The sequence below is a fragment of the Shewanella glacialipiscicola genome (genome assembly GCF_023283485.1).
Taxonomy (GTDB): Bacteria; Pseudomonadota; Gammaproteobacteria; order Enterobacterales; family Shewanellaceae; genus Shewanella; species Shewanella glacialipiscicola.
On record NZ_JAKILU010000012.1, the window covers coordinates 28,722 to 55,268 of the forward strand.

Genomic DNA, 26,547 nt, shown 5'->3' on the forward strand with positions numbered 1-26,547 from the left:
TTTTATTTACAATCTGCGGCGAATACACGATAGAAAATTAACGGGGGAAACCATCATCCTCTTCTTCGTCATCTTCATAATCTTCGTCATCCATATCATCACCGACGTAATAAGTGCCCCAACCGTCGTAATCGACTTTCTGTTTTATCGCTAATTGCAATAATTGCTCAGAGGCTTTATCGAGTAATGCGATATCCAGTTTATGATGCGCAACCGCATCAAAACAGAAGATAATAGAACCGTCTTCTAAATCCATTTCTTCGGCATCATTCACCTCAAAGCCTAATTTGAATGCATCCACTGCGGCTTTTTCAAGGCGATCAAAATTTGTCGAAGAAAAATGATGCTCAATAACATATTCAGCATCTGGATCAGAACCATCATCAAACAAGGATTGTACTATGTCACGATTCTCGGCAAGTTGAGCTTTTAACTGACTTTCAATAGACATGGATTTGTCTCCGTTAAGGTAACGCTGGCGCTAATGGGGCTATTATACGTCATCACTCGTAAGAGTTTTACCCATAAGTGCAGCCGCCTCTTGATTTATCTCAGCAAATTTTGCCGACATGCTGGCATGGATTTGCGCAGAAAAGTTTTTCACATCCGCTTTATCGATATCTGCGGTAGGCACTGGCGCCATCATATCGATAATCACCACACCATTATTCCAACGATTTAATTTAATATGGCTCTGACATGAGGCCACCACTGGCACCACTGGTACTCCAGCAGCAATCGCAGTATGAAAAGCGCCCGCTTTAAAAGGTAACAGACCACGACCACGAGAACGTGTGCCTTCAGGAAAAATCCATACCGATAAATTCTTCTGTTTAATTTTTTCAACCGTCTTCGCCATCGTATCAAAGGCACTGTGACGGTTTTTGCGGTCAATAAGAATATTACCTGACAGCCAATAGATTTGGCCGAATAAGGGCATCCACAATAAACTTTTTTTACCTAGACTCACCGTACCTTTAGGCACCGCTGTCGTGTGAGTAAAAAGATCGAAATTATTCTGATGATTTGCTAAAAAAATATAAGGACCATCCTGCACATCTTTATGTCGACGTACTATGACTTTGATCCCAAGGATCGGTGCAACCGATGAGAAAATCTTGGCGAACATATGTACATTGTCGCGATGGCGAGGTCTTAATACACACACTAAGCCACCGAAAATAAACGCAAGCAACAAGGATACCGCCAACAACAATGATCTGACGATTAAAAGCACAATTAACTCCGACGATAAAAGTGGCGACAGTATAGCCACCATGGCTTTGGGACTCAATATATTGTTTACATCTGTAAGCTGACTTGCTAACAAGCACGCAAAAAAGCCCATCTATATACTGAAAATCCAGTGTATCGATGGGCTTTTATATCAATATTTATCTAAGTGTAGTGCTTTGGTTGAATGTCAGATTCAGTTGCCAGGGGCCCGACTTGACTTAATACTAAACGAAATACTAAGGCGCTCACGGCCAACGTAGCGACAATTGCCGCACCGCTAGGCAGATCTAAGGTCGCAGACAGGACTAACCCCAAAATATAGCCTAGCAAGCCCACTAGGTAAGCGTAAAATAACCGACCTTTACCACGGTACTTGTTCAGCGCTAAAGCGGGCAATATCAAGGTACTGAATACCAGATAAACGCCCACTAATTCAACCGACAAAGTAATAACCAGCGCAAATAGCAAATAAAACCCCGCACCATCCAACATTTGGGGGCGCAGGTATATCGCCAATAGCACCAGTAAATACACCACTGCTGGCAAAATCAGCTGTGACCAACTCACCCACAGGATCTGGCCTGACATCAATTGCTTTAACAACTCAGCGCCATGTGGGTCGTTCGCCAGCAGCAACATAGCCGCTACCGCAGACAACACATAAAAGCAGCCGATCATGGCCTCTAGCTCACCCGCCATCCGCTTAGATAACCAAGCAATAAACCCTGCACCTGCGAGGGCAAACAGCGCTGGCATCCACACATTAGCAAACGGCATGTTTTCTAATCTGTGGTCCATGTGAGCGACAATCGCGCCTAAGGCGGCAACTTGCGCTATCGCTAAATCGATAAAGATGATGCCACGCTTAAGTACTTGTCTGCCAAGTACAATATGCGTCGACAACACTAAAATCCCCGCCGCCAATGCAGGCAACAGAATCGACATCAGTTCCAGATCAAGCATAGGTTTATTTCACTCCATTTAAGAGGGAAATCACGCTGTCATAGAGGCCAAATAGATCTTGGCTACTATCGTTGCCCCCCACGGACATAGGCAGTATCACTACGGGTAAATTAGCCTTTTCACCGAGCCATTTTGCACCGCGCTCATCTTGATAAGAGGCGACGACTACCGCCAGAATATCCCCTTGCTCGGCGCGCGCCAGCAGACTCGCTAAGTGGCCGCTAGTAGGCGCTAAACCCGGTTTCGGCTCTAAATCTGCCACTTGCTCAATACCAATCCAATTGAATAGGTATTTGAAACTAGAGTGATAAGCGATCACTTTTTTACCTTGTAATCCCTTGGCTTGCTCTTCCCAACGCGGCACTGCGGCTTGCCAGCGAGTGGTGAAATCTGCCAATGCTTTTTGATAATCTACCGCACTCGCAGGGTCAACTTGAGTTAACTTAGCGCTCAGTGCCGTAGCGACTTTTAACAGACGGGTCGGGTCAAAATGAAGATGTGGATTACCTTGGGCATGCACATCACCCATGCTGCGATCGACACTAGTCAATTTATCTAAAGTCTCGATTTGATCGGCAGCAAAAAATAAGCCTTGATCAGTCGAGCGCACATTCGCGTTTGCCGACTTCATCTGCAGCATAGGTAACCAACCCACTTCTAAATCCGCACCAGCGCAGACGACAAGATCCGCCTGTCGCATTTTGGCGATCAAGCTCGGACGTGCCTGCACTTGGTGTGGGTCCTGAAACGCCGTCGTCGCCGAATAGATATTGGCCGTAGGAGCCAGCTCCTTCGTTAACGCCGCATATTCAGGTTCGCAGGCAAACACATTCAGTTCAGCGTGAGCCAAACCGGTATAAGTGATAGATAAGGCCACTGCGGCCACTTTAGCTAAATTAGAATTGATGCGCACCGTGAGCCCCCAGAGACATAATATATTGAATGGTAAAGATGTTATCGTCTTCTATGCCATCGAAATTAGTACCATTTTGATGAGTATACTGAAAACGAACCGTTGAAAAATGGCTAGAATGCCAAGCCAAACTCACTTCTGACTCCTTCAATTTTTGCTCATGAAAATGATCGTCATGCAGCTCTTGCGTATCAGCTTCACCGTAACGCACACCCGCTGACCAGCTAGGCGTGAATTGGTACACACTGCTCAAATACCAACCTTGATGGTAATCTTTGCTCGGTGCATCCTCAGGATGTAAGTCGGTCGGGGTAAAATCACTTACGCGGAAATACTCACCGCTCACGCTTAGATTTTGATATTTGTAGTTGCCGCTAGGTGCCCACTTATATACAAAATCAGCACCATAGGTGTTTTGCCCCGTATAAGATGCAGCGTGGCTATGATCATGCCCCTCAACAGCTTCATGTTCATCCTCGGTTTCATGCTCTTCATGGGGAGTTACTTGGCCATTCTCGTTACGTAAGTAACTCAAGCCCGCTTGCCATGAGCTATTATCGCCTATGTCACCACCCACTTTTGAATACAAAGTGTACACACCGACATTTTTAAACTCACGCTCACCATGCTCATCAGCGGCGCGTAAACTCTCGCCCTTAAAGGCTTCAACACCCATGGTCCAATACAAATCCGTTGGTGCGACATAGTTCAAACGCACACCATCATCAAAATAATGGCCGCCTAAAAATGCACGATAAGCAATAGGGCGATCGGTGAAGGAATCTGTGTGTAAATGTTGGTTATTGAGGTAACCAATGTCCGATAAAAAACGACCACCACGAATAGAGAACCCCGCTGGCATAGCCATGGTTTGAATAAAAGCTTCCTCAAGATTCAGCTCGGTATCACCGTCGTGCATTTCAACCACTGCAGTGACTTTACCGTAAAATATATCGTCGATATTGGCGCTTAAGGCTAGCTCAGTCTCACCTAAACCAAAACCATCTGGACTTTCGGCTAATGGACGTTCACCTGTTTGATAGTAACCATTTAATACGGCACTGATAGCAGGGTTAGTAAGGCTCGAATCTTCAGCCCATAGGCTCGGCGAAATAAGCGCACACGCCAAAGCCACCAAAGAAACTCGGGTATTTAACACAGTCATGATATCTCCAAAATACAACTAGCACTCGACGACTAATATAAAGTCATCAAGAAATACAATAAGTTAAAATATTTAAGTTGATTTAGAGAGCGTAGGGAGGCGCGCGACTGCGGTAAACACTGACGTGTTTAAAAGTAGAAGGAGGTAAAATAAACTCGACCACATCGAAATGCTGTATAACTAAATTTAGCGTTAGCGCTTGGGTCGGGATAATCTTGTTGAGTTGATGCTGATGGAAGCACAGCGTACAGTGGGTCTTAGCCCCATCATCAAGATGGGTCACACTATGGGCTGAGGCGGCAAAAGATAGCATTATCAATACGGCAGAAAGCCATATCGAAATCGTGCGTCTTATGTGACTTTTAAGTCTCACCAGTCGTCCCCATAGTTAAAAAGTGGCATAAGTCTATGTCAGGGCGATAGCAAGTTGCAATAAGGTAATCACCTTGCAAAGAGTTACAAGATATGTGCAGCGCTCAATCTTCGCCATAAATGCAAGCTAAGCCCCGACTGAAACCCTAGCAAAAGCGTGTATTTAAGATTAACTTAAGTGAGCATAACTATAGTGTATTTAGTTTTTAACTAGAGTGTATTTAGTTTTTATGTCGGCGAGCATAACGAAAAAGTTGAGCTCGATATGGCGCCACTTCTATCCAGCAAAAGGCAACGTTCATGCTAACATTTTTACGTAACAACTTAGGGCTTATCTTAGGGATTGTGATCTTCAGCGTGGTGATTTTTGGTGGGATTTATTACGTTGAGCATTCATTAGCAGGCCAAGAACAAGTCGTGCAGTAAGTCACTACCTAATGCGCTAAATACTGACTCCTGCAGCGCCACTGACATCATATTGAGTGCCCTTCAAGGCGCTCAATAGCGGCAATTTTTACAAAATTAACATCTAAAAACTAACGATACTTCTGCCTTTGATCACTATCATCAACTTGCTCTGGCGCTTCTTTAGTGACGAGCTGGTCCATAAAATGGCTTATAAATAACAGCATCAACGAAAAAATCATCACTGGGATCATAATATTGCGCATAGAAGCATCGAAGTAACTGTAGATCGCCGTAAAAACACTTAAATAAAATCCTAATAGCTTCAGTTTACCAAATACAGGGTTACGACCTAACCAAGCCATGCAATGGGGACAACGCGCTTCTGCATCAAATCCACTCCCCCTTTGCTGGCTGATATCACTGACTTTGATGTATTGATGGCAATGGGAACACAACATGAAACACAATTCCTAAATAACGATGCACAAGTTTAACCGTTTCCTATTTGAATGCGCCCTAAAATAGGGGTTATCCTCATAAAAACAAACATATAATTGATTGCGGCTAAGACGAAAAGCTCAATAATAAAGCGCCCTAAGGCGCAGTAACTCTGTGAATATTGCTTAGACAAGTGTAATTTAAAACTGCACATCACCACTTAAATGTGGTCGACGGCCTTTGCTGTCGCGCAATTCAAAAATCATTTTATCGGCAGTTTGTTCATAGCCAAAGCCAACATCGGCAGGCATTAACAACGGCAGTTTAAAGGTCACATCGACAGTAAATGGACGATCACCAATACTTGGCATTAACTCCGCCAAACAACGTGCTTTAGACCACATGCCATGGGCGAGAACTCGATCAAAACCAAAACGTTTTGAGAGTACTGGATGCAAATGGATTAAGTTATAGTCGCCAGATGCCTTAGCATAACGACGGCCTAAATCTTCACTCAAACGCCAACTCTGTGGTGTTTCCCATGCCATATCAATGGCTTTAGGTGGACGAACGCGGCGCCCAGCAACATCAATACGATATAAGTAGGTTGATAGCGATTCCCAAACGAGTTCTTCCCCGACAAATACCTTAGAGACAAACTCAAACTCTAGGCCTGAGTCAGTTTCACGACTCGTTGTAAGAGCACATTCAAAGGAAAATATTTCGTCAACCGTAACGGGACGATACACCTGAATACGATTCTTTAAGTGGATCATGCCAAGCAGTGGAAAAGTGATGCCATCGTGGGTGAAAATCACCGCGTGTAGGCGAAATGCCATCACGTAAAGATAGGTTGGCGGCAGGACTTTACCATCAAACTTAAAACCACAAACCTGCGCGTATTGACTGACTTTAGCTTCAGACACACTCACACGTGACGTCGTGACCTTAATGTAGGGTAGCGGTTGCTGATCCCAACCCGGCTTACGGCCAAAGAAAATTTTGCGATAAAGAGAAAACAGCGACGGCATCGCGTTCAATTCAACACAATATGCATTATTCAAGTCTGAGTACCTTTTAATTAACTATCCCTTGGCACAAAATATATAGCCATGAATCACCCCGCACAGACGTATAATAACGGCTCAATCAAGCGGGTAACGAATGTGAAATAGGCAAAGCTGCGTCTTAGTAAGGGCGGGTGCTGACTCTCCGAATGGACAGTGATTAAGTCAGGTTTGTTCAAAACGAGGCGATTATAACCCAGAGGACAGAGTTCTGTGTATCTCTAAGTTTTGTGACAAAAACTACTTAATTTAAAATCAATGACTTAACAATCAGTGCCGCTTATTAATTCCACTGTTTTAGGTAATAATATCTCCAGAGTGCTAAAAATTGATGTCTGTGCCACACTATCGCTCCACTCTCTTTAGCCTAGTTATCACGTGCAAGATAAGAATTTTGATAAGCTCGCGCAAAAATTTGCGAAAAACATTTATGGTACCCCAAAAGGTGAAATTCGTGCCGCTGTATTATGGCGCGATCTCGTACCTGCGCTAGCAAAACTGGGAAATAGAAAACTCAGGGTATTAGATGCGGGCGGCGGTTTTGGCTACTTTAGCCAAAAATTAGCTCGCCTCGGCCATGAGGTTATACTGTGCGACATATCTGCTGAAATGCTCGCACAAGCACAAGAGCAGATAGAGGCATCGCCAACGCCATTAGCCATACAGCTTATCCACGCCCCTATCCAAGCACTGTCGGTCGATAACCACGGCTATTTCGATATCATATTGTGCCATGCCGTTGTCGAATGGTTAACCGATGCCAAACCCACTATGGCGGGGTTACTCACTATGCTAAAACCCGGCGGATTATTCTCTTTAATGTTTTATAACAAGGAGGCCATGCGCTTTCATGCTTTAGTGTCTGGTAACTTCGATTATGTCGCTGCAGATTTAAAAGTGAAGAAAAAAGTCAAACTTACGCCAACTCATCCCCTTTATATTCAAGAAGTTAAAGACTGGTTTAGCGACTGGCACATGTCACTTATCAGTCAGTCGGGCGTGCGCGTGATCCACGACTATTTAAAAAAGAGCCAACCTGCTGATTTCGATTACCAAAAACTACTGCAAATGGAGCTCGAATACTCACAACGCGAGCCCTATATTTCACTCGGGCGATATGTGCACTTTTTAGGGCAAAGCCCAGCAGTTTAAGACTATTGCCTTAATGGTTACTCACATGCCTCTTTCCAGCAGGCGCTAACTTTAGCGCCTGCTTGCTTTAGCCGTTGCACCACACTTTTATCGCCCACCACATGCCCAGCGCCAACCACCACAAATAAAGGTACAGCCACTTCAGCCGAGCCCATTAATGTTATAATGCCGTCTGCCATTACATGATTGCGCTGCCAAAGGATTTTTTCTAGCATTTGAGTATCGCCCTCTCCGCCCATTTGCTCTTGCATTATGCTATCAAGCTCGGTTTCATTACCTGAGCGCCAAGCCGTAATTAACGATAAAAGGTCTACATCCGAGGCGCTAATGGCTTCGCGCACCATAGACCACTGCTCTTGACTATCAAAAGACGCTAATAACTGAAATTGCGACTCTGCCGTTTCTAACTGATACACAGGCAAAGCCGCATGGCGGGCCATCAACTGCATATCGACACCATAATCGGTGCTGTAACCTAATGTGTTATAACGCATTAGGTTAACTTGCGTGGCTTGTAACCAAGGTGCAAAGGATTGAATCGACTGACAAACATTGGCCGTAGCCGCGCAATAACGTGACATGATCTGTACCGTTTGTTTATCTCGGCTCTGCCAATCTAAGCCCTTAGTTTTATCGGCACGGCCATATTGTTGCAGCAAGGCTGTGCTATCGGCTTTATTGATATCGACTTCAACGACTAGGCCACGAGCTTTGCTTAATGCGGTTTCAATTTGAGCAGGTAAAGGATAAAAATCGGCACGACCAATATGAATCGAACCCAGTAAATACGCAGTCTTACCTTGCCATTGCACTTGGTAAAACGGCGGCTTATCGGTTTCAGCACTGACTACTTTGGCACTGAAGCTCACAAAAGCTAATAAACAGATTGATACTATTAATCGCCATTGGCTTGTTGCCATATCCTTTGCCCCTTATAATTCCTGCAAATTTTGCCATGAGACGCTGTTATGCCACACACTAAGGTTATAGAGCAACTGAAAGAGAATCTTCAAATCGCCTATCGCCAAGCTATAGACGCTGACGCTAAGTTAGATGAGCTAAAAAAATCTGGCCATGGAAACTTCACCAGTATATTTACGGCAGAACAAGGTTTTATCGCATCCAGCAATCGCTTTTTACCCTATGTACAAGAGTTGGTCGATGATTTAACTCGCATGGAAGAATACGAGGCGCTGGACACTAAAGAACTTGAAACCTATGTGCGCCAGCTCGGCGCATTGCTGCAAATGCTGCAAGCCTTTAAGAAACAAAGCTAAACACAGCTAAAGGGCTGAAGTTTACCGATGAATTTCAGCCCTTTATTATCTCGTATTGCCGCACTATATCCTCTCTCAAGCGACCATCAATCCAGAGTTCCAACCGCGATTCAATATATTAGAGAATAATAACCACGGCTTTGAAGCTTATAAGTGGAAGGTAAAAAAATAGGCTAAATCCGTAAATAACGAATTCAGCCTATTAGAGAGTCAGTAAATTATTAATCTGGGGCCTTAAGTGCTTAAACTTTAGTGACCGACTGAGTGATTAAAGTTGTGGGGCAATCGTTTTCTTTAACCATTCAGTTAGCATCTTAGTTTCGTAAACAAAAGGTTTATCCGTTGACGAATGGATCCCACCTAAAAAGCCCATATCTGATAATTTCTCTTCGCCTACGATAATCACTTTGTCATTTTCTAAAATTTGATAGGAAAAAGTCATACGCGGTGGATAGATATCTTTAATAACGCGTAAATCATCAGTGGTAGCACCAAAAGTGGGGCGCATATCACCCGCAAGATCAACATCAGTCATCGTCATTTCAAGCTTTTGATTAGGCTTTAAAATCTTTGATGCCTCTTTGTTGACGTTTTTGGTTAAGGTTTCAAATAAACGCTTCTCATAGCGGGATTGGATCTCACCGGATGATTTTATATCGCGAAACTCTTTAGGGTTTTGCCAAATAATTTTAACCACACCATCTTCAGTAACTGGGTTCACTGGCGCCTCTTCGGCCGCCCAAGCGGCGCTACAACTCAACACACTTGCGAGTATAAGGGACTGAATTTTCATATTTGCCTCCAAGGCCTCAATAATTTTCTGTGAACTACAGTACAAAATCTAACCTGAACTCGAGCTTAATGCAAAAGTGATATTAATGCCGCAAAATCAGCATAAGACTCTGTATATACGGGTAAATATTGTATATCGACGTTATTTTATACGTATCGTTTTGTATCGAGATGTGATAGGTAAGCATATAGTTGCTAATTTGTAATCATTTTTAGCGCATAAGCTAGAGAAAAACGTTATCCTTCCGCTATTGTTCACATAGCTTGTTTAATAACATGAAATTCCCAGTGGTACCTGTGTTCATCCTTATCCTATTTAGCTGTGTCGTCAGTGCGATTTGGTTTATCTCTCCAGCAGACAAAGATACAGGCCCTAAGACTTGGTCGGCCTTTATTTATAACCATGGCTATAACTCTGGAAAGTATAAAAAAACTGATAACTTTGATAGCTATGACGCCTGTAGCGATTTTGCACGCGAGCAATCCGCCGTCTATGACGATGCACCTTGGGAATGTGGTTCTATGTGCCAGTTTGAAAGTCGCAAGCAAGGATTTCAATGCGAAGAAATGAAGAATGAACACTAACTAAGCATTCAGCATCGGTTCAATATTTATACAATAAGCTAAGCCCCTCACAGTACAACTCAACTCGTTTTCTTTACCGTCTAGGGATGCACGATTTAGAACTAACGAATTAAACGTAATTGTTAATTTGGAGCTCACCTATGAACGTAAAAATAGCGAACGTAACAGCAACTAATTCATTCAACTCATTGTCACGTAAACTGGCTTTACTGGCGCTACTGACAATGGGAACTAGCCTAAGCTTTTCAAGCTCTGCAGCACCATTGACCATGGACCAACAACAAACAGTTAACGCTCATTTTAACAAATTGGCTCAAGTACAAAATACCACCGAAACTCAAATGACTGAGCAACTCAAGCAAGATTTTAATCAACAACTTACTCTACAAGAGCACAAACTGATGCAAAGTATCTGCCCTAAATACGGCATGACCTTCGATGTCAGCACGAATGCCTGCTTACGCTCATAGTTTATTTCGCTGATTAGAAAGGAAAACGCGCACTGAGTTCAGGATATTGCAACTTTAAATCCTTGGGCTTAGTGCTAAATTTTTTCCCCAAGGGTGTCGCTTTACCTGATGGCATAAAGGGTAACTCATCACCGGTTCTATCTTCGTACAATTGCCCCGCAATAAGATCATACTCATCGACAAAGGGGTACGCATACGCATCTTTTTCTGGCCAAATGGCTAAACGCGCTAAGGTGTCAGGCTGATTCACTACACCATCGTAGATTTCTTTGCCAAGTGAAATTAAAAAACATCTGAACTCAGCAAAGGCATATTCAGAATCACACCCCGTAATAATATAAGCCGCGCCCCAAACCGACCATAAATAGCTACGGCGCATCTGCTGACCAAAGATTTTATCAAAGGCTTTTAACTCTTCATTACTTAGCTCGACGAGGTTCTGTTTTAATGCTTGAGTCAAAGACTCCTGTGATTGCGCCGCTTCTGTTCGCGTGACTAAACCCCAAAACTCAATTTCTGTCATACACTTCACCTATTTAGAGCCCTTCGAAAAAAAGTCATATTCTACACGATATTACGGTTATGCTGGACTCAGATAAGCGCATTTCTTACACTTGCTCATCTTCTTAGTTACTGGCCTGCAGATCGATCCATGCCTAAACGTCTTATGTTACTTATCGCTTTATATTGCCTCTGTTGCATTGCTGCACTTTTGCGGGCGGTGATGACGCAATCCTTTGATCTATTTACCCTAGGCGTTTTCCCTGTGCTGATAGGTATATTAATGCGCACACCTTGGTCGAGCTTAATGCTGAAGATTTATATTGGCATGCAAACCTTAGGCTTTTGCGCTTTGGTGATAACAGCCCTTATTGCCTATCGTATTACCCCAGAAGATGTAAAAGTGGTTATTTCAGGCCACAATATTCCCATATTGCCACTGACTGTGAGCATGATTGTGATTTTACTCATACAATATTGGGCAGCGTTTTCTAAGGTAACGAGTCAATATTTGACCCGCCAAACGCAGTGATGGACATTTGTGGCTAAACTGTTATTAATAGCAACATGCCCCTAAAAATACCCGCGATTCTTAACTTGGTAACATGAAGTAAACTATGAGCCATTTATTGCCCAGCGAACTTTCTATTCTTTTGGTCGAACCTTCAGAGACACAACGTCGGATTATTATTCAACGTTTACAACAAGAAGGCATTCTCAGCATTCAAACTGCAGAAAATATCGAAGCAGCGAAAGAGATTATTATTCGTCATAAACCCGACCTCATCGCCAGCGCCATGCATTTTGATGACGGCACAGCCATAGACCTCTTGGACTATTTAAGAGCCAACCCCGACTGTAAAGATATTCAGTTTATGTTGGTCTCTAGCGAGTGTCGCCGTGAACAACTTGAAATATTCCGTCAATCGGGCGTGGTGGCAATTCTTCCTAAGCCTTTTAGTGCAGAGAATTTAGGTACAGCTTTGAATGCGACGATTGATCTGCTTAGCCACGATGAACTCGATCTCAGTAACTTTGACGTGCAGGATGTACGTGTATTAGTTGTTGATGATAGCCGTATGGCAAGAAACGTAATTAAACGCACTATTACTAACTTAGGGATGAAACTCATTACCGAAGCTGAAGATGGTGCGCAGGCCATTGAGTTGATGAAGCACAATATGTTCGACTTAGTGATCACCGACTACAATATGCCCAGTGTAGATGGCCTTGCTCTGACTCAATTTATCCGCAATGAAAGCTTACAACCGCATATTCCTATCTTAATGGTCTCGTCTGAAGCCAACGACACTCATCTGAGTAATGTATCCCAAGCAGGTGTTAATGCCTTATGCGACAAGCCATTTGAACCCAAGTTAGTTAAAAAATTGCTCTATCAACTGTTAGAAGAATAAAACCTAAGTCACGAACTGAGTAAATATTCTGCGCTTTACGAATATCCTACTGCACGCTAAACGCAAAAGGCTTTCCAAGCGTTAAACCTTATGGCATGTTAGGCACGCTAATTTCAAATAAATCTACGGAAAGAAGAGACAATAAAAATGAACAAAACTGAACTTATTGCCAAAATTGCAGAAAATGCCGATTTAACGAAAGTTGAAGCCGCACGTGCATTAAAGTCTTTTGAAGCAGCAATTACTGAATCAATGAAAAATGGTGACAAAATCTCCATCGTAGGCTTTGGTTCTTTTGAAACAGCGACTCGTGCTGCTCGCACTGGCCGTAACCCACAAACGGGTAAAGAAATTCAAATCGCTGCAGCGACTGTACCTAAGTTTAAAGCGGGTAAAACCCTACGAGAAAGCGTAAATTAAGTTAGCAATATTAAAACAACGCCTCCATAGTGAGGCGTTTTTTTTACCTTACCCCCATAAAGTATTGAGCATTTTTCGCACAACAAAAGTGCACCTCTGCCTCATAAACTGACAAGCAAACATATTTTACCCACCCATAATTATCTAATCTATTGTTTTATATTAAATTGTAATCATGGCATGTGATTCGCAAATCCCGTCTTAGAAATAACCAAGATGCACTAATGACCACTATTTACTTAGGTGTGCCACTGGTGAATCGATAAATAAGTCAATCGAGGGGATGAGCATGAAGAAATCACAGTATAGCGTTTTGGCTTTATCGACGGCAATGATACTGGCTGGCAATGCCTTTGCAGCCGTATCAGGCAACATTGGTGGTACCTCTAATTACCTGTGGCGCGGTGCAACCCAAACCAAGGACGCGGTCGCAATCTAAGGGGGTATTGACTATAGCCATGATGCTGGATTTTATGCGGGTACTTGGGTATCGAATGTAGACTTTGGCGACGATACTAGCTACGAGCTGGATCTCTACGCCGGTTATGGCGGCAGTATTACCGACGATATCAGCTACGATTTTGGCTACTCTACTACGCCTATCCAGACGCTCCTGGCAGCATTGATTTTGGTGAACTCCATGCTGCAGTAACGTGGAAGTGGCTTGAACTCGGTTACTCCCGTGTCATCAATGCCGGTGACGATGTCGCAGCTGCGCCTTTAGATAATAAAGATCTCAGCTATCTTGCCGCAACTGTCTCTGTGCCTCTTACCGAGAAGCTAAGCTTATCGGTGCACTATGGTTACTCAAGCGGTGATGTTGTTCAATCTTGGTTTGGCGAAGATAATTATGCCGAGTATAACGTCACACTCAGCGCAGACACCAGCATGGGCACAGTGTCGTTTATGGTGTCAGATACCGATCTTAGCGATGATGATGCCAAACTGGTACTCGGCTATTCCTACAGTTTTGATCTTTAGGCTTAAATAACCTGAACTCGGGATAGGCTACCTGCATAAATAAAAACGCCACCTTAAGCGGTGGCGTTATTTTATAACTATCATCGATTAGGCGATGATTGGCCTGTTCGTTTTACGGGCTGCGACCATTTTCTCAATATATTCAACAATTGGCTCAGTGACCGAAATCCCTGTAGTTTGCTCAATACCTTCGATACCGGGCGCCGAATTAACCTCTAAGACTAAGGGGCCGCGGTTAGAGCGTAAAATATCCACCCCCGCAACAACCAAGCCCATGGCTTTCACTGCCGCAATCGCCATCTTACGCTCTGTCGCGGTGATTTTAACCACCTCGCCACAGCCACCTAAATGCAGATTAGAGCGAAAATCGCCCTCTGCTCCTTGGCGCTTCATCGAAGCAACGACCTTATCCCCCACGACGAAACAGCGAATATCACTGCCATTGGATTCTTTAATGTATTCTTGCACTAAGATATTCGCTTTAAGCCCTAAGAATGCCTCTATCACACTCTCTGCAGCCGTTTTCGTCTCAGCTAATACCACTCCAATCCCTTGAGTGCCTTCCAGCAGCTTAATCACTAATGGAGCGCCGCCCACCATATTGATGAGATCGGGGATATCATTAGGTTTATTAGCAAAACCCGTCACTGGCATGCCAATGCCTTTACGAGAAAGTAATTGCAGCGCCCGCAGTTTATCCCGAGAACGTGCGATTGAAATAGAATCGTTCGCCGCATACACGCCCATCATTTCGAACTGACGTACCACAGCGCAACCATAAAAAGTTACGCTGGCATGAATACGCGGAATGATGGCATCAAACCCAACGAGTTCAGTACCTTCATAATGAATACTCGGTTTAATGGAGTTGATATTCATATAGCAGTTCAGTGTATTGATCACGACCGCCTCATGTCCGCGTTTTTGACATGCTTCCACTAATCGTTGTGTTGAATATAACTGCGGAAATTGAGATAAAATGCCTATTTTCATGGCTGAGTGACCAACGTAAGTGTGTGTGGATAAATCGTTCTGTAGTATCAAATACGCCACAACAGAAAAGGGGCAGATATTTGTCTATATCTGAGTGTAAAGCAAGAAAATACTGCTAACCAGATGAAATCAATATGCTATTACAATACTGCGAGGTACCTTACATTCGCACTTGTGTAGGGGTTAACAAAGGTAAAATATATTTCGCCTCAAATGTCATTGCATCGAGCGGTGGCGAAAATAAATACCCCTGTAATACAGTGCAATGGCGAGAAGTGCAAAACTCAGCTTGTTTCATTGTCTCAACGCCTTCGGCAACCGATGTCACATTAAAACCATGGGCGAAATTAAATAACGCCGTGAGCAAACGGGTATCTTTTTCATCTTTATCATAACTTGCGATAAAACTTTTATCTATTTTCAGTACGCTAATCGGAAATAGCTTGATGTGCTCTAAAGATGAAAAGCCAGTACCAAAATCATCCAAGGCAAAACGCACTCCTAATTGAGCAATTTTATCGAGCTCTTTTGCGTGTTCATGGGGATCTTCAATAAGGCAATTTTCAGTAATTTCGAGCTCTAATGCACAGGGAGGTAATCCTGTAAGCTGCAACGCGTGCACGATTTTATCAAATAGACGCCCATTATCAATTTGAGACGCCGAGAGATTAACGGCGATAGTAAATGTAAGTCCTGTCGGCAGCAATTGCGTTAGCCAACGCTGCGCCTGAGCGCAAGCTTGCTCAAGTACCCAATCCCCAATTTCGGCCATTAAACCTATCTCTACGGCTATGGGTAAAAATTGATCTGGGGCGATAATGCCATCTGTAGGATGCTGCCAACGGATCAGGGCTTCCATACCCACAAGTTGGTGTGTTTTGGCATTAACTTGAACTTGATAGAATACCTTAAACTCATTGCGCTTTAAGGCCATACGCAAACTTGACTCGATATGATTACGATATCGCACTTCTTTATCTAACGCTTCTGAGTAAAACTGGATTTGATTGCGCCCCATTTTTTTAGCGCGATACATCGCAATATCAGCACACTTCATCAGTTCCTCACTGTTTGAAGCCGCCTCATTATAAAAAGCCACACCAATACTGGCGCCTATAAATACATCATTATCGCCAAGACAGAAGGTTTCCTCGAAGGCTTTTAATAAGCGATTTGCCACTATCATAGGAAAATATTGATGGTCGTTATCAGTGACTAACACGACAAATTCATCGCCGCCTAAACGGGCAATAATGTCGCCATCACGTAATAAATCGTTTAATCGTGATGCCACTTGGACTAAAAGCACATCTCCAACTTGATGACCTAATGTGTCATTAATCGCTTTAAAATCATCTAGATCTAGAAGAATTACGGCTAAAAAATCATTGCTGCGTTTTACTCTAGCAATGGCACGATTTAGACATAGTTCAAAACCGTAACGATTAACAAGCTTAGTAAGGGAGTCGTGTTCTGCGAGCTCTTTCAACTTTTGATGGCTATTACGTAATGCTAATGCCATCGAAGATCGTTGTTTCGCGTAGCGGATAGCGCGTGTCAATATCCGTGAGTTAACTTCATCTTTGAGTAAAAAGTCCTGTGCACCCAACTCAATACAACGCTGCGCCAGTTTCTCATCTTCATAACGACTTAGCATAACCACAACCGTCTGGTCTTGGGTCATAGCATTGAGTTTTATCAATACTTCTAATCCATTCGCATCTGGCAATAAATAATCTAATAAAATGCCGTCAAAATGACGCTCTAACGCTAAGCTCAAACCATCGAATGCACAATTTGCTTCGACTACGTTAAACGTCAACTTTGATTGTCTGAGTGCTCTGATAATCGCCGTTCTATCGACTTCATCATCATCGATTAGTAGTAAATCCATATACTCACCCTATGCAGATGGAAGCTCAACGATACGCCAGTAGCCTTCGAGCATATTAAAAATGTGGTTAAAACCGTCTTTCATATTGGTTTTAACCATATAGCCCGCGACATGATGACTATATGCCTTCATCCTATCCTCATCGGTACTCGACGTCGTCAGCATAAAAACAACCGCCGAAGTGAGCGCTGGATCAGCACGTATTTGCTCAAGAAACTCAAAACCATTCATTCTGGGCATGTTCAGATCCAGTAAAATAAGGTAAGGACCTTTAATCCCATCAACACTCGTAAGGATAGATAATGCCTCAATTCCATCTCGAGCCCGTACGATAGGGTTAAGTAGCCGTAACTGCTGCATTGCGCGCTGCACAGCCATATAATCCACATCATCATCATCAACCAGTAAAATAGTAACCTGCTGATATTGATTGACTGCACTCATAGCGCCTCCTTACGGCTAATCTGCTTTGGCCAACTAAAGCGAAAACAACAGCCCCGATCTTCCGATTGAAGTTGGATCTTACCGCCTATACTCTCAAGCGTTTTTTTCACCAGCGATAAGCCAAGACCACTGCCTTCTACCTCATCCCTCGGTTTAAGCGTTTGAAACATTTGGAAGACTTTATCGTGATAAGAGCTTGATATACCTGGTCCATCATCACTCACACTAAACCAATAATATTCGTCAATTGATTCGCATGAAACAGTTATCACCCCAGTTTCTCTGTCATGGTGCTTAATCGCATTACTGATTAAGTTTCGTAGCACTAACTCTAGCAATACTCCCACAGAATAGAACTGTGGAAACTCCCCCTTTAAGACTAATTCGAAGCCTTTGGGTGGTGCAACCAACGCAAACATATCTTCAATTAGCTGCCGACTATTGACTTCAACCGTTTCATTATCGACACGCCCAATGCGTGAAAACATCAAAAGTCCATCGAGTAACAATACCATTCGATGAATACGGCTTTGAATAAGCCTAAGATACTTATGGATATCCTCACTGGTGTTATCGGCTAAATCCTCCGACAACCACAAGGTTAATTGCTCTATCCCTCTCAGTGGTGATTTCAAATCGTGGGAGGCGATATAAGCAAATCGATCTAATTCTTGATTAATACGTTCCAGTTCTTGCGTATGCTCAGCTCGCTGAATTTCAATACGTTTACGTTCAGACACATTATTAATCGTCGCAAGAATAGAAATACCCTGACTAAAATGGATAGGTGTCAGCCCCACTTCAATGGCAAGTCGACTACCATCCTTACAGCAGCCAAATAAGTCATCACGCATCGACATATTTTTAGCTATCGGTTGCACTAAGTAGTGGCTCATGTGCTGCTGATGGCTATTGCGGAGCGCTTCGGGCAATAACATATTGATTGAGCGACCGAGTAACTCGTCTCTGGCATAGCCAAATAAACGTTCGGCGTGAGTATTGACTAACGTAATATATCCGGCTTTATCGACCATCAGCAGCGCACTGGGGGAGGCTTCAATCACTAATCTAAAGCGTTTCTCATTAGCGATTAACTCAGAGGTCAACTGAGACTCTTTATATCGATTACGTGCCATTACGAGCACAGAGTAAAACAACGCTAAAATAAAGGCACTACCGATAAATTGTAACCAGAGGCCTTGGGATTCTTCTGATTGCGAAATAAAACGTGATTGGGATGAAATATCTAAACGCCAAACTTGCCCTCCGATAGTTTCATTATGTGAGTAATAAAACACATCCTGCTGCTGGGGCAATACCTTGTTGCTAGCAAACATTAAACTATCGGCACTGGCGTGTGCATTTTCATAAATGGCAAGTTTAAGGCCAGAGAAACGGTCACCCATAATCCCTTGCATTAGATCTTCCATCCTAAATGCCGCGTAAACGAGCCCTCTAACGTGTTGTTTACGTTCAGCCTCAGTGCTTGCTAAGCCTTGATAAAGTGCTAAATACATCAAAAAACCCGCTTGGGTATTATCTAGTGAATCTTGCACCAAAGTGACTTTACCCGAGACCGTTGGCTGCCCTGAAGCAATCGCGCGATCTATTGCTTTACGCCTATTAGCCTCAGAGCACATGTCATAACCTAGAGCCCTTTGATTCAACCAATCAAAGGGCTCTAGGTATAAGATCACACAATACTGGTCTCGCAGACCTTCTGGATACACCTGGTAATGTTTATAGTCTTCGGTCTGAATACGTTTAACTTGGGTGTTCAATGTGTCAGGCTTAAGCAACAATGCATAGCCAAACCCTTGAAATCCTGGGTAATAATCAGAAAGCCTGGCATTAACAACATAGGTTTGCCATTCTTTGCGAGTCACATCACTCGATGATAACAACAGGCCAACCCCACCGCGCAGTACTTGCTCATAAGCCAGCATTCTGCGGTTTACCGCTTCCGTTAGCTCTTGAACACTGTTCTCGAAACGCTCTTCTCCCCGATCTCTAAGATATTGCTCGAGCACATACCAAGAAATTCCCATGAAAAATATCGCCGCAACTATCATCAACCAGCTAGAACTCAGTACGCTAGAGTAAATATTGTTAGATTCATCAGGAGATTTAGAAAACACATCCTTGTCCATGTGAGCCAATTCCTTAGCGATATATCAATAGTTAGCACAGCTACCAGTGTTGTAGTAATTATCGCTAAATTCAAGTTTATCCTACTATTTAACTCAGGATTAACCCAAAGGCCGCTATGTCACTGATGTGCTCTCAATCACAAAGTAAGCAAGAACTAAATTAATCAAATATCGAATATTTTTCCCGGACTAGCCCTAAACCACAGTGAATTGAATCATTCCGCTCACGGGAAGAAAATTTTACCCATAGTCGTAAAATTTTTTGCTTTTCTGCCACACTCTTTTTAGATAGAAAGTCGTTAGGAACAACCAGAGGAATTCGTTATGGCTCATATTACTGAAGTCGTGCCCAACGATACTGAACTTGAGGCAATGACCAACCCCAAAAACGGCAAAGCTGCTGAAGCAATGCAGCATAGACGTGAGGTCAAAAGACGTTTAGAGGATTACCTCGAACGAGCAGAGTTAAAACGTGCATTAGGAGATGACGATTTTTTCTAGCCTTATATTTTCTGACTAACTGCCCTGATTGAGTGGACAGCCACTATCATGCCCACTCATTGAATTTACCTATCCTGAAATGCAGGATTATGGTCGATTGAATCGGCTAAACCTGCATCTCTAGCCCGATACAACACTACACTTTTAACGTTACTGTGCTTTTTTACTCTTCTTGTAGGCTTGGGTTTTAATCTACAGCCATTCAGCCTTTGCGCCCAAATATACATTTGCACCTAACCCCATAAACAAACCGACGCTGGCTAACATCATCCAGAAAGTAGGCTAAACATATTGCATTTTGCCAAATAACACCTTGAAAATAGTCAATAAAGCATATAAGAAAATAATGATTAAAAGGGTATACGAGATATTTCCTAATCATACCTGCTAATCAATATGAATAAATAAGCTTTAACGCTATGATTGCCGACATCTCTCTTAGCTGAAACTACCTGCAGGATATACGGGAATGTCTGAGTCGTTAGCCCAATACCAACAAGATTTACGCCGTTTTTCTGATGAATTAATTCGTATCCAAACCCCCATAAAAATCTTAGATGCCATTAAATGGCCACGGGAAATGGAGGAACGTTTTCTCTCCAATAAAGGCACTGTATTACCGGCTATCAAACAAGACTTCTACCAAAACATTGCCTTACCTTTTGACCCAGTAAAAACGCAAGCAGAACTGATATCCTTAAAACAAGATATCCATAGACGCATGGGTAAACGCGATAAGCTCGGCAAAATATTAGTCGCAAACGTCGACCAATATCGTCTTGTAGTGGATATGCTCGGTAATAGAGGCACGCCAACATTTGGCAAACTCAGTCAAGAATTATATGGCAGTGCGAGCCACAGATTACACGGCGATCGTCACACACTGCGCCAACTAGGTGATAAGCTCAGTTATATTTTCTCGCTGCCAGCGGCGAGACACATGAATAAACACCACCCTAAAATCATCAGTGCACCAGAAGCCGTTAACGTGCTCAGCCAACGCTTAGAGAAATACTTCCATAGCGATGATATGTGCGTGCGCCTCAGTGACGGTATCGTTTCTGATGCCGCCGTCGGTGGCGATACCGTTAAACTCAATAGCAGAGCCATGTTCAGCGAGTCGGATCTGAATGTATACGAGGTTCATGAAGGCTGGGTACATGTTGGCACAACACTCAATGGCCGAGCCCAGCCCCATGCCACTTGGTTGAGTGTGGGCTCTCCCCGCGTTGCAGCGACTCAAGAAGGCCTCGCGGTTTTACTTGAGATGCTGACACTCAGCTCAAATCCTGGTCGAGCTCGTCGAATTAGCGATCGAGTCGCGGCTGTCGATATGGCAGAAAATGGCGCTGACTTTATTGAAGTTTTCAATTATTTCAGAGAATTAAACTTAAGCGAAACCGATAGTTACCGTGTTACGCAAAGGGTCTTTCGCGGTGGTATGGTGGAAGGAGGCAGCTTTTTTACTAAGGATATTTCCTATGTGCGTGGCTATGTGGAAAACATTAACTTTATCCGTAGCGCTATCACCTCAGGTCTTCCAGAGCTCATCCCTATGTTATTCTTAGGTAAATTGGCTATCGAAGATATTCCAGTGCTATACCAAGCCTGCCAAGAGGGGATTTTAACGCCACCTAAATATCTACCGCCTATGTTTGATAACTTTAGCGGCCTTTATGCTTGGTTTGGTTTCGCCTCAGGATTAGCTGGAATCGATTTGAAAGGCGTACAACGCCACTTTACTCGTCTATTTAAAGGCGTGCCGAATGTCGTTCCAGCCTTTGAACCACACGATGATACTGAGTTCGACAATAACTCGGATTAATATATAAATGTTATTGATTTTAATGAAAAAAGCTCACAACTAGGTGAGCTTTTTTTTATAACGTGACTCAACTTTATTTATCAGATTAAGATTGGGCCTTTGCTGCTTCATCAGCACGCTTTTTAATGAAGTATTCCCGTGTTAAACCAAAGACCACTGGGCTTAACAGTGCCAAGGCGATTAAGTTAGGAATCGCCATCATGGCGTTTAAAGTATCAGCCAGTAACCACACAAAGTCTAGCGAACTGACTGCACCTAAAGGTACGGCAATGGTCCACAGTAATCTAAAGGGCTTTACCGCTTTGATACCAAAGAGATATTGCACGCATTTCTCACTGTAAAAACTCCAACCGATAATAGTCGTGAAGGCAAAGAGAGACAGTGCGATGGCAACGATATAATTACCCATAGGCAAGGCTTGGGAGAAAGCGTATGAAGTTAGCGCAGCACCATTTTCGCCCGAGGTCCAAGAGCCAGAAACCACAATCGCCAAACCTGTAATAGAACAAACGACTATGGTATCAATAAAGGTACCGAGCATAGCCACTAACCCCTGCGCCACTGGATTATTTGTTTGCGCGGCGGCATGCGCTATCGGCGCACTGCCCAAACCCGCCTCATTCGAAAACACCCCACGGGCCACACCAAAACGGATCGCAGCCCATACCGCTGCGCCCGCAAAGCCACCTTGGGCAGCCACGGGATTAAAAGCACTGTGAATAATTAAGGCAAATGCATCAGGTATATCTTGAATATGTACGATTAATACACCTAAGCCCGCGGTAATATAAAAAATCGTCATAAATGGCACTAACTTACCAGCAACTTCAGCGATACGCTTAATGCCTCCCATCAATACTGCGCCCACGAGCAGCATCATTACCACTCCAGATACCCAAGCCGGAACACCAAAATTACTGCTTAATGCCGCCGCAACTGAGTTAGCCTGTACCGTATTGCCAATACCAAATCCGGCAAGAGAGCCAAAAATCGCAAACAGTGTGCCTAACCAAGCCCACTTCTTGCCGAGACCATTTTTAATGTAATACATAGGGCCGCCGACATGGTTTCCCTGAGCATCGACCTCACGGAATTTAACTGCCAGCACAGCCTCAGAATATTTAGTCGCCATCCCCACCAACGCGGTGCACCACATCCAGAATAAGGCACCTGGGCCACCGACAAATATAGCAGTAGCAACCCCTGCAATGTTACCCGTACCAATAGTGGCAGAAAGCGATGTCATCAACGCATTAAACGGGCTCACGTCCCCTTTTACTGTTTTATCTTTATCGGGAAGACGCCCAGACCAAAGTAACTTAAAGCCTGTGCCTAATTTCAGAATGGGCATTAATCTCAGCCCGAGGGAAAGGAATAAACCCACGCCTAAGATCATCACCAACATAGGTGTACCCCAGACAAAGCCATTAACTAGGCCAACAAATTCCGTAATTGCTTCCATTCAAACCTCATAATGACTTGTTATTGTTATTATTTAACTGGCTATACCGCATTAGAGACGCAGCCTAATACCATTTACCAAAATATAATTTAACAGCCCAAGCTTAAATTACAACAAATTACTAACAATCAGAATTATAAATATCGAGATACTTTATGCCATAAGAATTTTAAAGCAGCGTTGCGATTACGCGGTGAGATATTGATTTACAGCACAAATAAAAAAGCCCTACCGTATCCGGTAAGGCGTTGTCGATAAGACAGATAAACTTAGGCGGGTTTCCACACTAACTTAGGTAGTGCAGTTAAATCTAGTTTATCGCCATGAGTGGCAATAGCAGTCGCTTGCGGTTTTGTATTCGGATCTTGATTAATGACCTCGACTAATCCACGCTGCGCCTCGGGTTCTCCGTGGACTAAAATCAGCGGTGGTTGGCCTTCAAAATGTCGATACCAGCGTAATAATTCCGCTTGATCCGCATGGGCAGATAACCCGCCTACGGTATGTAACTTAGCGGCCACTGTAATACTGTTGCCATGGATGGTTAACTCCTTCGCACCGTCGACTAAAGTCCGTCCCGGTGTTCCAATAGCTTGATAACCACAGATAATCACATCGCACTCTGGGCGCCACAGATTGTGCTCTAAGTGGCTACGAATACGCCCACCGTTACACATGCCGCTGCCCGCGATAATAATTAATCCTTTGTGTATGTCATTCAATGCCATCGACTCTTCGGTCGTCTGAATAAACTCGATATTCGACAGCAAGGGATGTTGCCCAGGATGCTGACGAGTAAAACGTTTAAAGTCCTCATCCATCAGCGGATAATTATTAACATAAACCCGAGTCGCCTCAATGGCCATAGGGCTATCTAAGCAAATTTTCCAACGCCCCAAATCCCATTCTTTTGCATATAAATGAAAAAGATATAATAACTCCTGCGCTCGTCCAACTGAAAAAGCCGGTAGCAAGATATTGCCTTGGCTTTCGTTAACTGTCTTAGCGAAAATGCCTTTTAGCTCAGCTAAGGTCTCAGTCCAACTGCGATGAAAACGGTTGCCGTAGGTGCTTTCCATTAAGACTAAATCCGCCGTATCCACTAAAGTCGGATTACGTAAAATAGGCATGCCTGCACGACCAAGATCGCCACTGAAGACTACTTTCTTCTGTGACTTACCTTCGCCTAACCACAGCTCAACTAAAGCTGAACCTAAAATGTGCCCTGCATCCGAGAGACAAATATCCACATGCGGGATAACCCGAGTCACTTCGCCATACTCCAATGGTACAAATTGTTTTATGGCTTGTTCGGCATCTTCAACGGTGAACAAAGGATCTAAAGGATCAAGATCATGCTTAGCGCGCTTTTTATTGACCCTTTCAGTATCACGGGTCTGTAGCATGGCGGCATCTTTGAGCATGATGGCACACAGTTCAGCGGTAGCTTTATGGGTATAAATGGGGCCATCAAAACCCGATTTAACTAAAAGGGGTAAACGCCCTGAATGATCGATATGGGCGTGGCTGAGTACCACGGCAGATATAGACTCAGGATTAAAAGCGAAGGGTTCATGGTTACGCAGTTCGTCCGCTTTACCGCCTTGGATCAAACCACAATCAAGCAATAAGTGTTCATGGTCGACCGAAAGTAAATGACACGAGCCCGTCACTTCCTCTGTCGCCCCTAAAAACTGCAATGTCATTCGCATGGTGTCACTCCGACTTGTTTACCTTGTATAAAGATAGACTATGCCCTTATTCCTAAAACAAAAAGGATTAATTGGCCGCGTGAAGACAATGACAACTTTAGCAGTAACGCTCAAGCATCAATAACCTAGCAAAGGGTATAACTGACCTTGGCGCACTATTTTATCGGCATTCGCAATCGTGCCATCGCCTTGCCATTGCTTCAGTAAATGTTGCACTGGGGACTCGATCTCAGCAGCAGTCATTCCCGCGCGAATACTCGAGTTATAGAGTAGTTTAAGCAGAATTAAATCGAGACCAGTGAGTAAATCTTGCGGGGTTTTATCATTAAAGATAGAGGGGAACACTTTTTCGGAATCATTAGGCAGTCCGAGCACTTGGGTTATTTCTTCAACCACGCAAGCCACTAACTTACCGTGCATTTGCGCTTGATCAACGGGAATAATGACCCATGCACGTTCAATTTCACTCTTTGAGTTAAGGGCGAACTTACCCATACAAACAGAGCCATGAACATTTTGCGCCGAGTTGACTCCCATCAAGCGCATCACCTCACTTGCCCACAAGGATTGACGGGTAAATACTAAATGGAGATTCGCATCAGCTAGCGTATCCACCAGCTGCATATCATGACCCGTAATCTCGGCTAAATGCGTTAGCTGCATCTGCACCAATTGTGTGTGCAGCGCCCTATCGCCCACTTGATGTTCAATAAACACTCGCACAGGTATGTACCATTTACGTATCCGATGTTTAGCCTTGTCATACTCATTTTTAAGCGCGACTTCACTGAACGCTTGGCGGATGTAGAGTGAGCTTTGCCAAGCCGCAGGCTTAGCAATATGACTTAAAGCAGGCGTGGTTTGTGCCGCAAACACAGATAGCGTTGAGCAACATATGCTTAAATAAAAGCTTAGATATAGGCCTAAATTTAACAATATCCTCAAGGCCGCCCTCGAATATTCATCCTAGTTAAGTCCCAATAAATTGATGTTAAATTATGATTTTTTCATTTTATGGCAATTAATTTTGACTTATGCGGTAATAGCGCCATTGCCAAAAAATGGAGACCGACAATGGCGTATATTGTTAGCCTCTATTTTTACTAACACTATCACTGTATGGCAAATGGACCAGTAATGCGCCTTAGCGCTTAACAATTAAAAACTTAGTCCCTTAACCATCCTTCAACTTCATCACGGGTCGGTACTGATCCACTGTGGATGAGCTCATCATCAATGATTACCGCAGGAGTTTTCATAACGTGAAATTTCAATAAACTTTGAGGATCCGTGTCTTTTTTTACGATGACATCTATGCCCATTTCTTCTGATATGTCTGCAATCATCTCGGCAGTTTGGCTACACTTAGCACAGCCGCTACCTAATACTTTGATTTTTTTCATGTTACTTC

29 protein-coding genes and 1 pseudogene are annotated in these 26,547 nt (G+C 43.5%); 11 read left to right on the plus strand and 19 right to left on the minus strand.

Going from position 1 to position 26,547, the window contains the following annotated elements:
- Window positions 1-37: 37 nt before the first annotated feature.
- The 6 genes from rraB to L2717_RS10780 all read right to left on the minus strand — a co-directional run bounded on the left by rraB (window position 38) and on the right by L2717_RS10780 (window position 4,650).
- Window positions 38-451: a ribonuclease E inhibitor RraB gene (gene rraB, locus L2717_RS10755; protein WP_220773062.1), complete on the minus strand. Its 414-nt coding sequence runs from the start codon at window positions 449-451 to the stop codon at window positions 38-40.
- 42 nt (window positions 452-493) lie between these two features.
- Window positions 494-1,237 (minus strand): 1-acylglycerol-3-phosphate O-acyltransferase, encoded by a 744-nt coding sequence (locus tag L2717_RS10760; protein WP_220773063.1) that lies wholly within the window; start codon window positions 1,235-1,237, stop codon window positions 494-496.
- Between the two features lie 161 nt (window positions 1,238-1,398).
- Window positions 1,399-2,199 carry a metal ABC transporter permease gene (locus L2717_RS10765; protein ID WP_220773064.1) on the minus strand — a complete coding sequence of 267 codons (801 nt, stop codon included), beginning with the start codon at window positions 2,197-2,199 and terminating at the stop codon, window positions 1,399-1,401.
- A 4-nt stretch (window positions 2,200-2,203) separates the two neighbouring features.
- A complete protein-coding gene (locus tag L2717_RS10770) occupies window positions 2,204-3,112 on the minus strand; it encodes a metal ABC transporter solute-binding protein, Zn/Mn family (protein ID WP_220773065.1) in 909 nt (302 codons plus the stop codon).
- Window positions 3,096-4,277, minus strand: coding sequence for a porin family protein (locus L2717_RS10775; RefSeq protein WP_220773066.1), 1,182 nt, complete (start codon window positions 4,275-4,277; stop codon window positions 3,096-3,098). Before L2717_RS10775 ends, L2717_RS10770 begins: the two co-directional genes overlap by 17 nt.
- A gap of 82 nt (window positions 4,278-4,359) precedes the next feature.
- Complete coding sequence (locus L2717_RS10780) at window positions 4,360-4,650, minus strand: ABC-type zinc uptake system zinc chaperone (protein ID WP_220773067.1); 291 nt, start codon at window positions 4,648-4,650, stop codon at window positions 4,360-4,362.
- Between the two features lie 299 nt (window positions 4,651-4,949).
- On the opposite strand from L2717_RS10780, the gene L2717_RS18140 reads away from it, so the two are divergent.
- The gene (locus tag L2717_RS18140; protein WP_263187660.1) at window positions 4,950-5,075 is read left to right on the plus strand and encodes a hypothetical protein; all 126 of its coding nucleotides are present in this window, start codon (window positions 4,950-4,952) and stop codon (window positions 5,073-5,075) included.
- Window positions 5,076-5,185: 110 nt separating this feature from the next.
- Here the strand turns inward: L2717_RS18140 and L2717_RS10785 are convergent, their stop codons facing one another.
- Window positions 5,186-5,515 (minus strand): hypothetical protein, encoded by a 330-nt coding sequence (locus tag L2717_RS10785; protein ID WP_220773068.1) that lies wholly within the window; start codon window positions 5,513-5,515, stop codon window positions 5,186-5,188.
- A 180-nt stretch (window positions 5,516-5,695) separates the two neighbouring features.
- Window positions 5,696-6,526 carry a MaoC/PaaZ C-terminal domain-containing protein gene (locus L2717_RS10790; protein ID WP_220773080.1) on the minus strand — a complete coding sequence of 277 codons (831 nt, stop codon included), beginning with the start codon at window positions 6,524-6,526 and terminating at the stop codon, window positions 5,696-5,698.
- 414 nt (window positions 6,527-6,940) lie between these two features.
- Here L2717_RS10790 and L2717_RS10795 point away from each other — a divergent pair, with 414 nt between their 5' ends.
- Window positions 6,941-7,714, plus strand: coding sequence for a methyltransferase domain-containing protein (locus L2717_RS10795; protein WP_220773069.1), 774 nt, complete (start codon window positions 6,941-6,943; stop codon window positions 7,712-7,714).
- A 17-nt stretch (window positions 7,715-7,731) separates the two neighbouring features.
- On the opposite strand, the gene L2717_RS10800 is transcribed toward L2717_RS10795, so the two are convergent.
- Window positions 7,732-8,634, minus strand: a complete 903-nt coding sequence (locus tag L2717_RS10800) for a TraB/GumN family protein (RefSeq protein ID WP_220773070.1) — start codon at window positions 8,632-8,634, stop codon at window positions 7,732-7,734.
- Window positions 8,635-8,682: 48 nt separating this feature from the next.
- On the opposite strand from L2717_RS10800, the gene L2717_RS10805 reads away from it, so the two are divergent.
- On the plus strand, window positions 8,683-8,991 hold the full coding sequence (locus L2717_RS10805) for a prephenate dehydrogenase (RefSeq protein ID WP_220773071.1): 309 nt from the start codon (window positions 8,683-8,685) through the stop codon (window positions 8,989-8,991).
- A 268-nt stretch (window positions 8,992-9,259) separates the two neighbouring features.
- Here L2717_RS10805 and L2717_RS10810 read toward each other — a convergent pair whose 3' ends face one another.
- Window positions 9,260-9,784: a DUF3016 domain-containing protein gene (locus L2717_RS10810; RefSeq protein ID WP_220773072.1), complete on the minus strand. Its 525-nt coding sequence runs from the start codon at window positions 9,782-9,784 to the stop codon at window positions 9,260-9,262.
- A gap of 275 nt (window positions 9,785-10,059) precedes the next feature.
- Here L2717_RS10810 and L2717_RS10815 point away from each other — a divergent pair, with 275 nt between their 5' ends.
- Window positions 10,060-10,368: a hypothetical protein gene (locus L2717_RS10815; RefSeq protein ID WP_220773073.1), complete on the plus strand. Its 309-nt coding sequence runs from the start codon at window positions 10,060-10,062 to the stop codon at window positions 10,366-10,368.
- Between the two features lie 140 nt (window positions 10,369-10,508).
- Window positions 10,509-10,838 (plus strand): hypothetical protein, encoded by a 330-nt coding sequence (locus L2717_RS10820; protein WP_220773074.1) that lies wholly within the window; start codon window positions 10,509-10,511, stop codon window positions 10,836-10,838.
- A gap of 13 nt (window positions 10,839-10,851) precedes the next feature.
- Here L2717_RS10820 and L2717_RS10825 read toward each other — a convergent pair whose 3' ends face one another.
- On the minus strand, window positions 10,852-11,361 hold the full coding sequence (locus L2717_RS10825) for a DUF4240 domain-containing protein (protein ID WP_220773075.1): 510 nt from the start codon (window positions 11,359-11,361) through the stop codon (window positions 10,852-10,854).
- Between the two features lie 129 nt (window positions 11,362-11,490).
- Between L2717_RS10825 and L2717_RS10830 the strand changes: the two genes are divergently transcribed.
- From L2717_RS10830 to L2717_RS10845, 4 genes and pseudogenes are all read left to right on the plus strand, one after another.
- Window positions 11,491-11,871, plus strand: a complete 381-nt coding sequence (locus L2717_RS10830; protein ID WP_220773076.1) for a hypothetical protein — start codon at window positions 11,491-11,493, stop codon at window positions 11,869-11,871.
- 85 nt (window positions 11,872-11,956) lie between these two features.
- Window positions 11,957-12,754 (plus strand): response regulator, encoded by a 798-nt coding sequence (locus L2717_RS10835; protein ID WP_220773077.1) that lies wholly within the window; start codon window positions 11,957-11,959, stop codon window positions 12,752-12,754.
- Window positions 12,755-12,901: 147 nt separating this feature from the next.
- The gene (locus L2717_RS10840) at window positions 12,902-13,174 is read left to right on the plus strand and encodes an HU family DNA-binding protein (protein ID WP_220773078.1); all 273 of its coding nucleotides are present in this window, start codon (window positions 12,902-12,904) and stop codon (window positions 13,172-13,174) included.
- A gap of 289 nt (window positions 13,175-13,463) precedes the next feature.
- Window positions 13,464-14,155, plus strand: a pseudogene (locus L2717_RS10845) (TorF family putative porin).
- An 87-nt stretch (window positions 14,156-14,242) separates the two neighbouring features.
- Here L2717_RS10845 and rimK read toward each other — a convergent pair.
- The 4 genes from rimK to L2717_RS10865 all read right to left on the minus strand — a co-directional run bounded on the left by rimK (window position 14,243) and on the right by L2717_RS10865 (window position 19,636).
- A complete protein-coding gene (gene rimK, locus L2717_RS10850) occupies window positions 14,243-15,148 on the minus strand; it encodes a 30S ribosomal protein S6--L-glutamate ligase (RefSeq protein ID WP_220773081.1) in 906 nt (301 codons plus the stop codon).
- 160 nt (window positions 15,149-15,308) lie between these two features.
- A complete protein-coding gene (locus L2717_RS10855; RefSeq protein WP_220773082.1) occupies window positions 15,309-17,042 on the minus strand; it encodes a putative bifunctional diguanylate cyclase/phosphodiesterase in 1,734 nt (577 codons plus the stop codon).
- 9 nt (window positions 17,043-17,051) lie between these two features.
- The gene (locus L2717_RS10860) at window positions 17,052-17,486 is read right to left on the minus strand and encodes a response regulator (RefSeq protein WP_220773083.1); all 435 of its coding nucleotides are present in this window, start codon (window positions 17,484-17,486) and stop codon (window positions 17,052-17,054) included.
- The gene (locus L2717_RS10865; protein WP_220773084.1) at window positions 17,483-19,636 is read right to left on the minus strand and encodes a CHASE domain-containing sensor histidine kinase; all 2,154 of its coding nucleotides are present in this window, start codon (window positions 19,634-19,636) and stop codon (window positions 17,483-17,485) included. The genes L2717_RS10860 and L2717_RS10865 overlap by 4 nt, the downstream gene beginning before the upstream one ends.
- Before the next feature lie 324 nt (window positions 19,637-19,960).
- On the opposite strand from L2717_RS10865, the gene L2717_RS10870 reads away from it, so the two are divergent.
- Window positions 19,961-20,137, plus strand: a complete 177-nt coding sequence (locus L2717_RS10870) for a PA3496 family putative envelope integrity protein (protein WP_220773085.1) — start codon at window positions 19,961-19,963, stop codon at window positions 20,135-20,137.
- A 469-nt stretch (window positions 20,138-20,606) separates the two neighbouring features.
- Complete coding sequence (locus tag L2717_RS10875; RefSeq protein WP_220773086.1) at window positions 20,607-21,962, plus strand: flavohemoglobin expression-modulating QEGLA motif protein; 1,356 nt, start codon at window positions 20,607-20,609, stop codon at window positions 21,960-21,962.
- A gap of 85 nt (window positions 21,963-22,047) precedes the next feature.
- On the opposite strand, the gene L2717_RS10880 is transcribed toward L2717_RS10875, so the two are convergent.
- The 4 genes from L2717_RS10880 to L2717_RS10895 all read right to left on the minus strand — a co-directional run bounded on the left by L2717_RS10880 (window position 22,048) and on the right by L2717_RS10895 (window position 26,539).
- On the minus strand, window positions 22,048-23,424 hold the full coding sequence (locus L2717_RS10880; RefSeq protein WP_220773087.1) for an alanine/glycine:cation symporter family protein: 1,377 nt from the start codon (window positions 23,422-23,424) through the stop codon (window positions 22,048-22,050).
- Between the two features lie 269 nt (window positions 23,425-23,693).
- On the minus strand, window positions 23,694-25,136 hold the full coding sequence (locus L2717_RS10885; RefSeq protein WP_220773088.1) for an MBL fold metallo-hydrolase RNA specificity domain-containing protein: 1,443 nt from the start codon (window positions 25,134-25,136) through the stop codon (window positions 23,694-23,696).
- Window positions 25,137-25,253: 117 nt separating this feature from the next.
- Complete coding sequence (locus L2717_RS10890) at window positions 25,254-26,012, minus strand: DUF2927 domain-containing protein (RefSeq protein WP_246611733.1); 759 nt, start codon at window positions 26,010-26,012, stop codon at window positions 25,254-25,256.
- A 290-nt stretch (window positions 26,013-26,302) separates the two neighbouring features.
- A complete protein-coding gene (locus L2717_RS10895) occupies window positions 26,303-26,539 on the minus strand; it encodes a thioredoxin family protein (protein WP_220773090.1) in 237 nt (78 codons plus the stop codon).
- Window positions 26,540-26,547 lie beyond the last annotated feature (8 nt).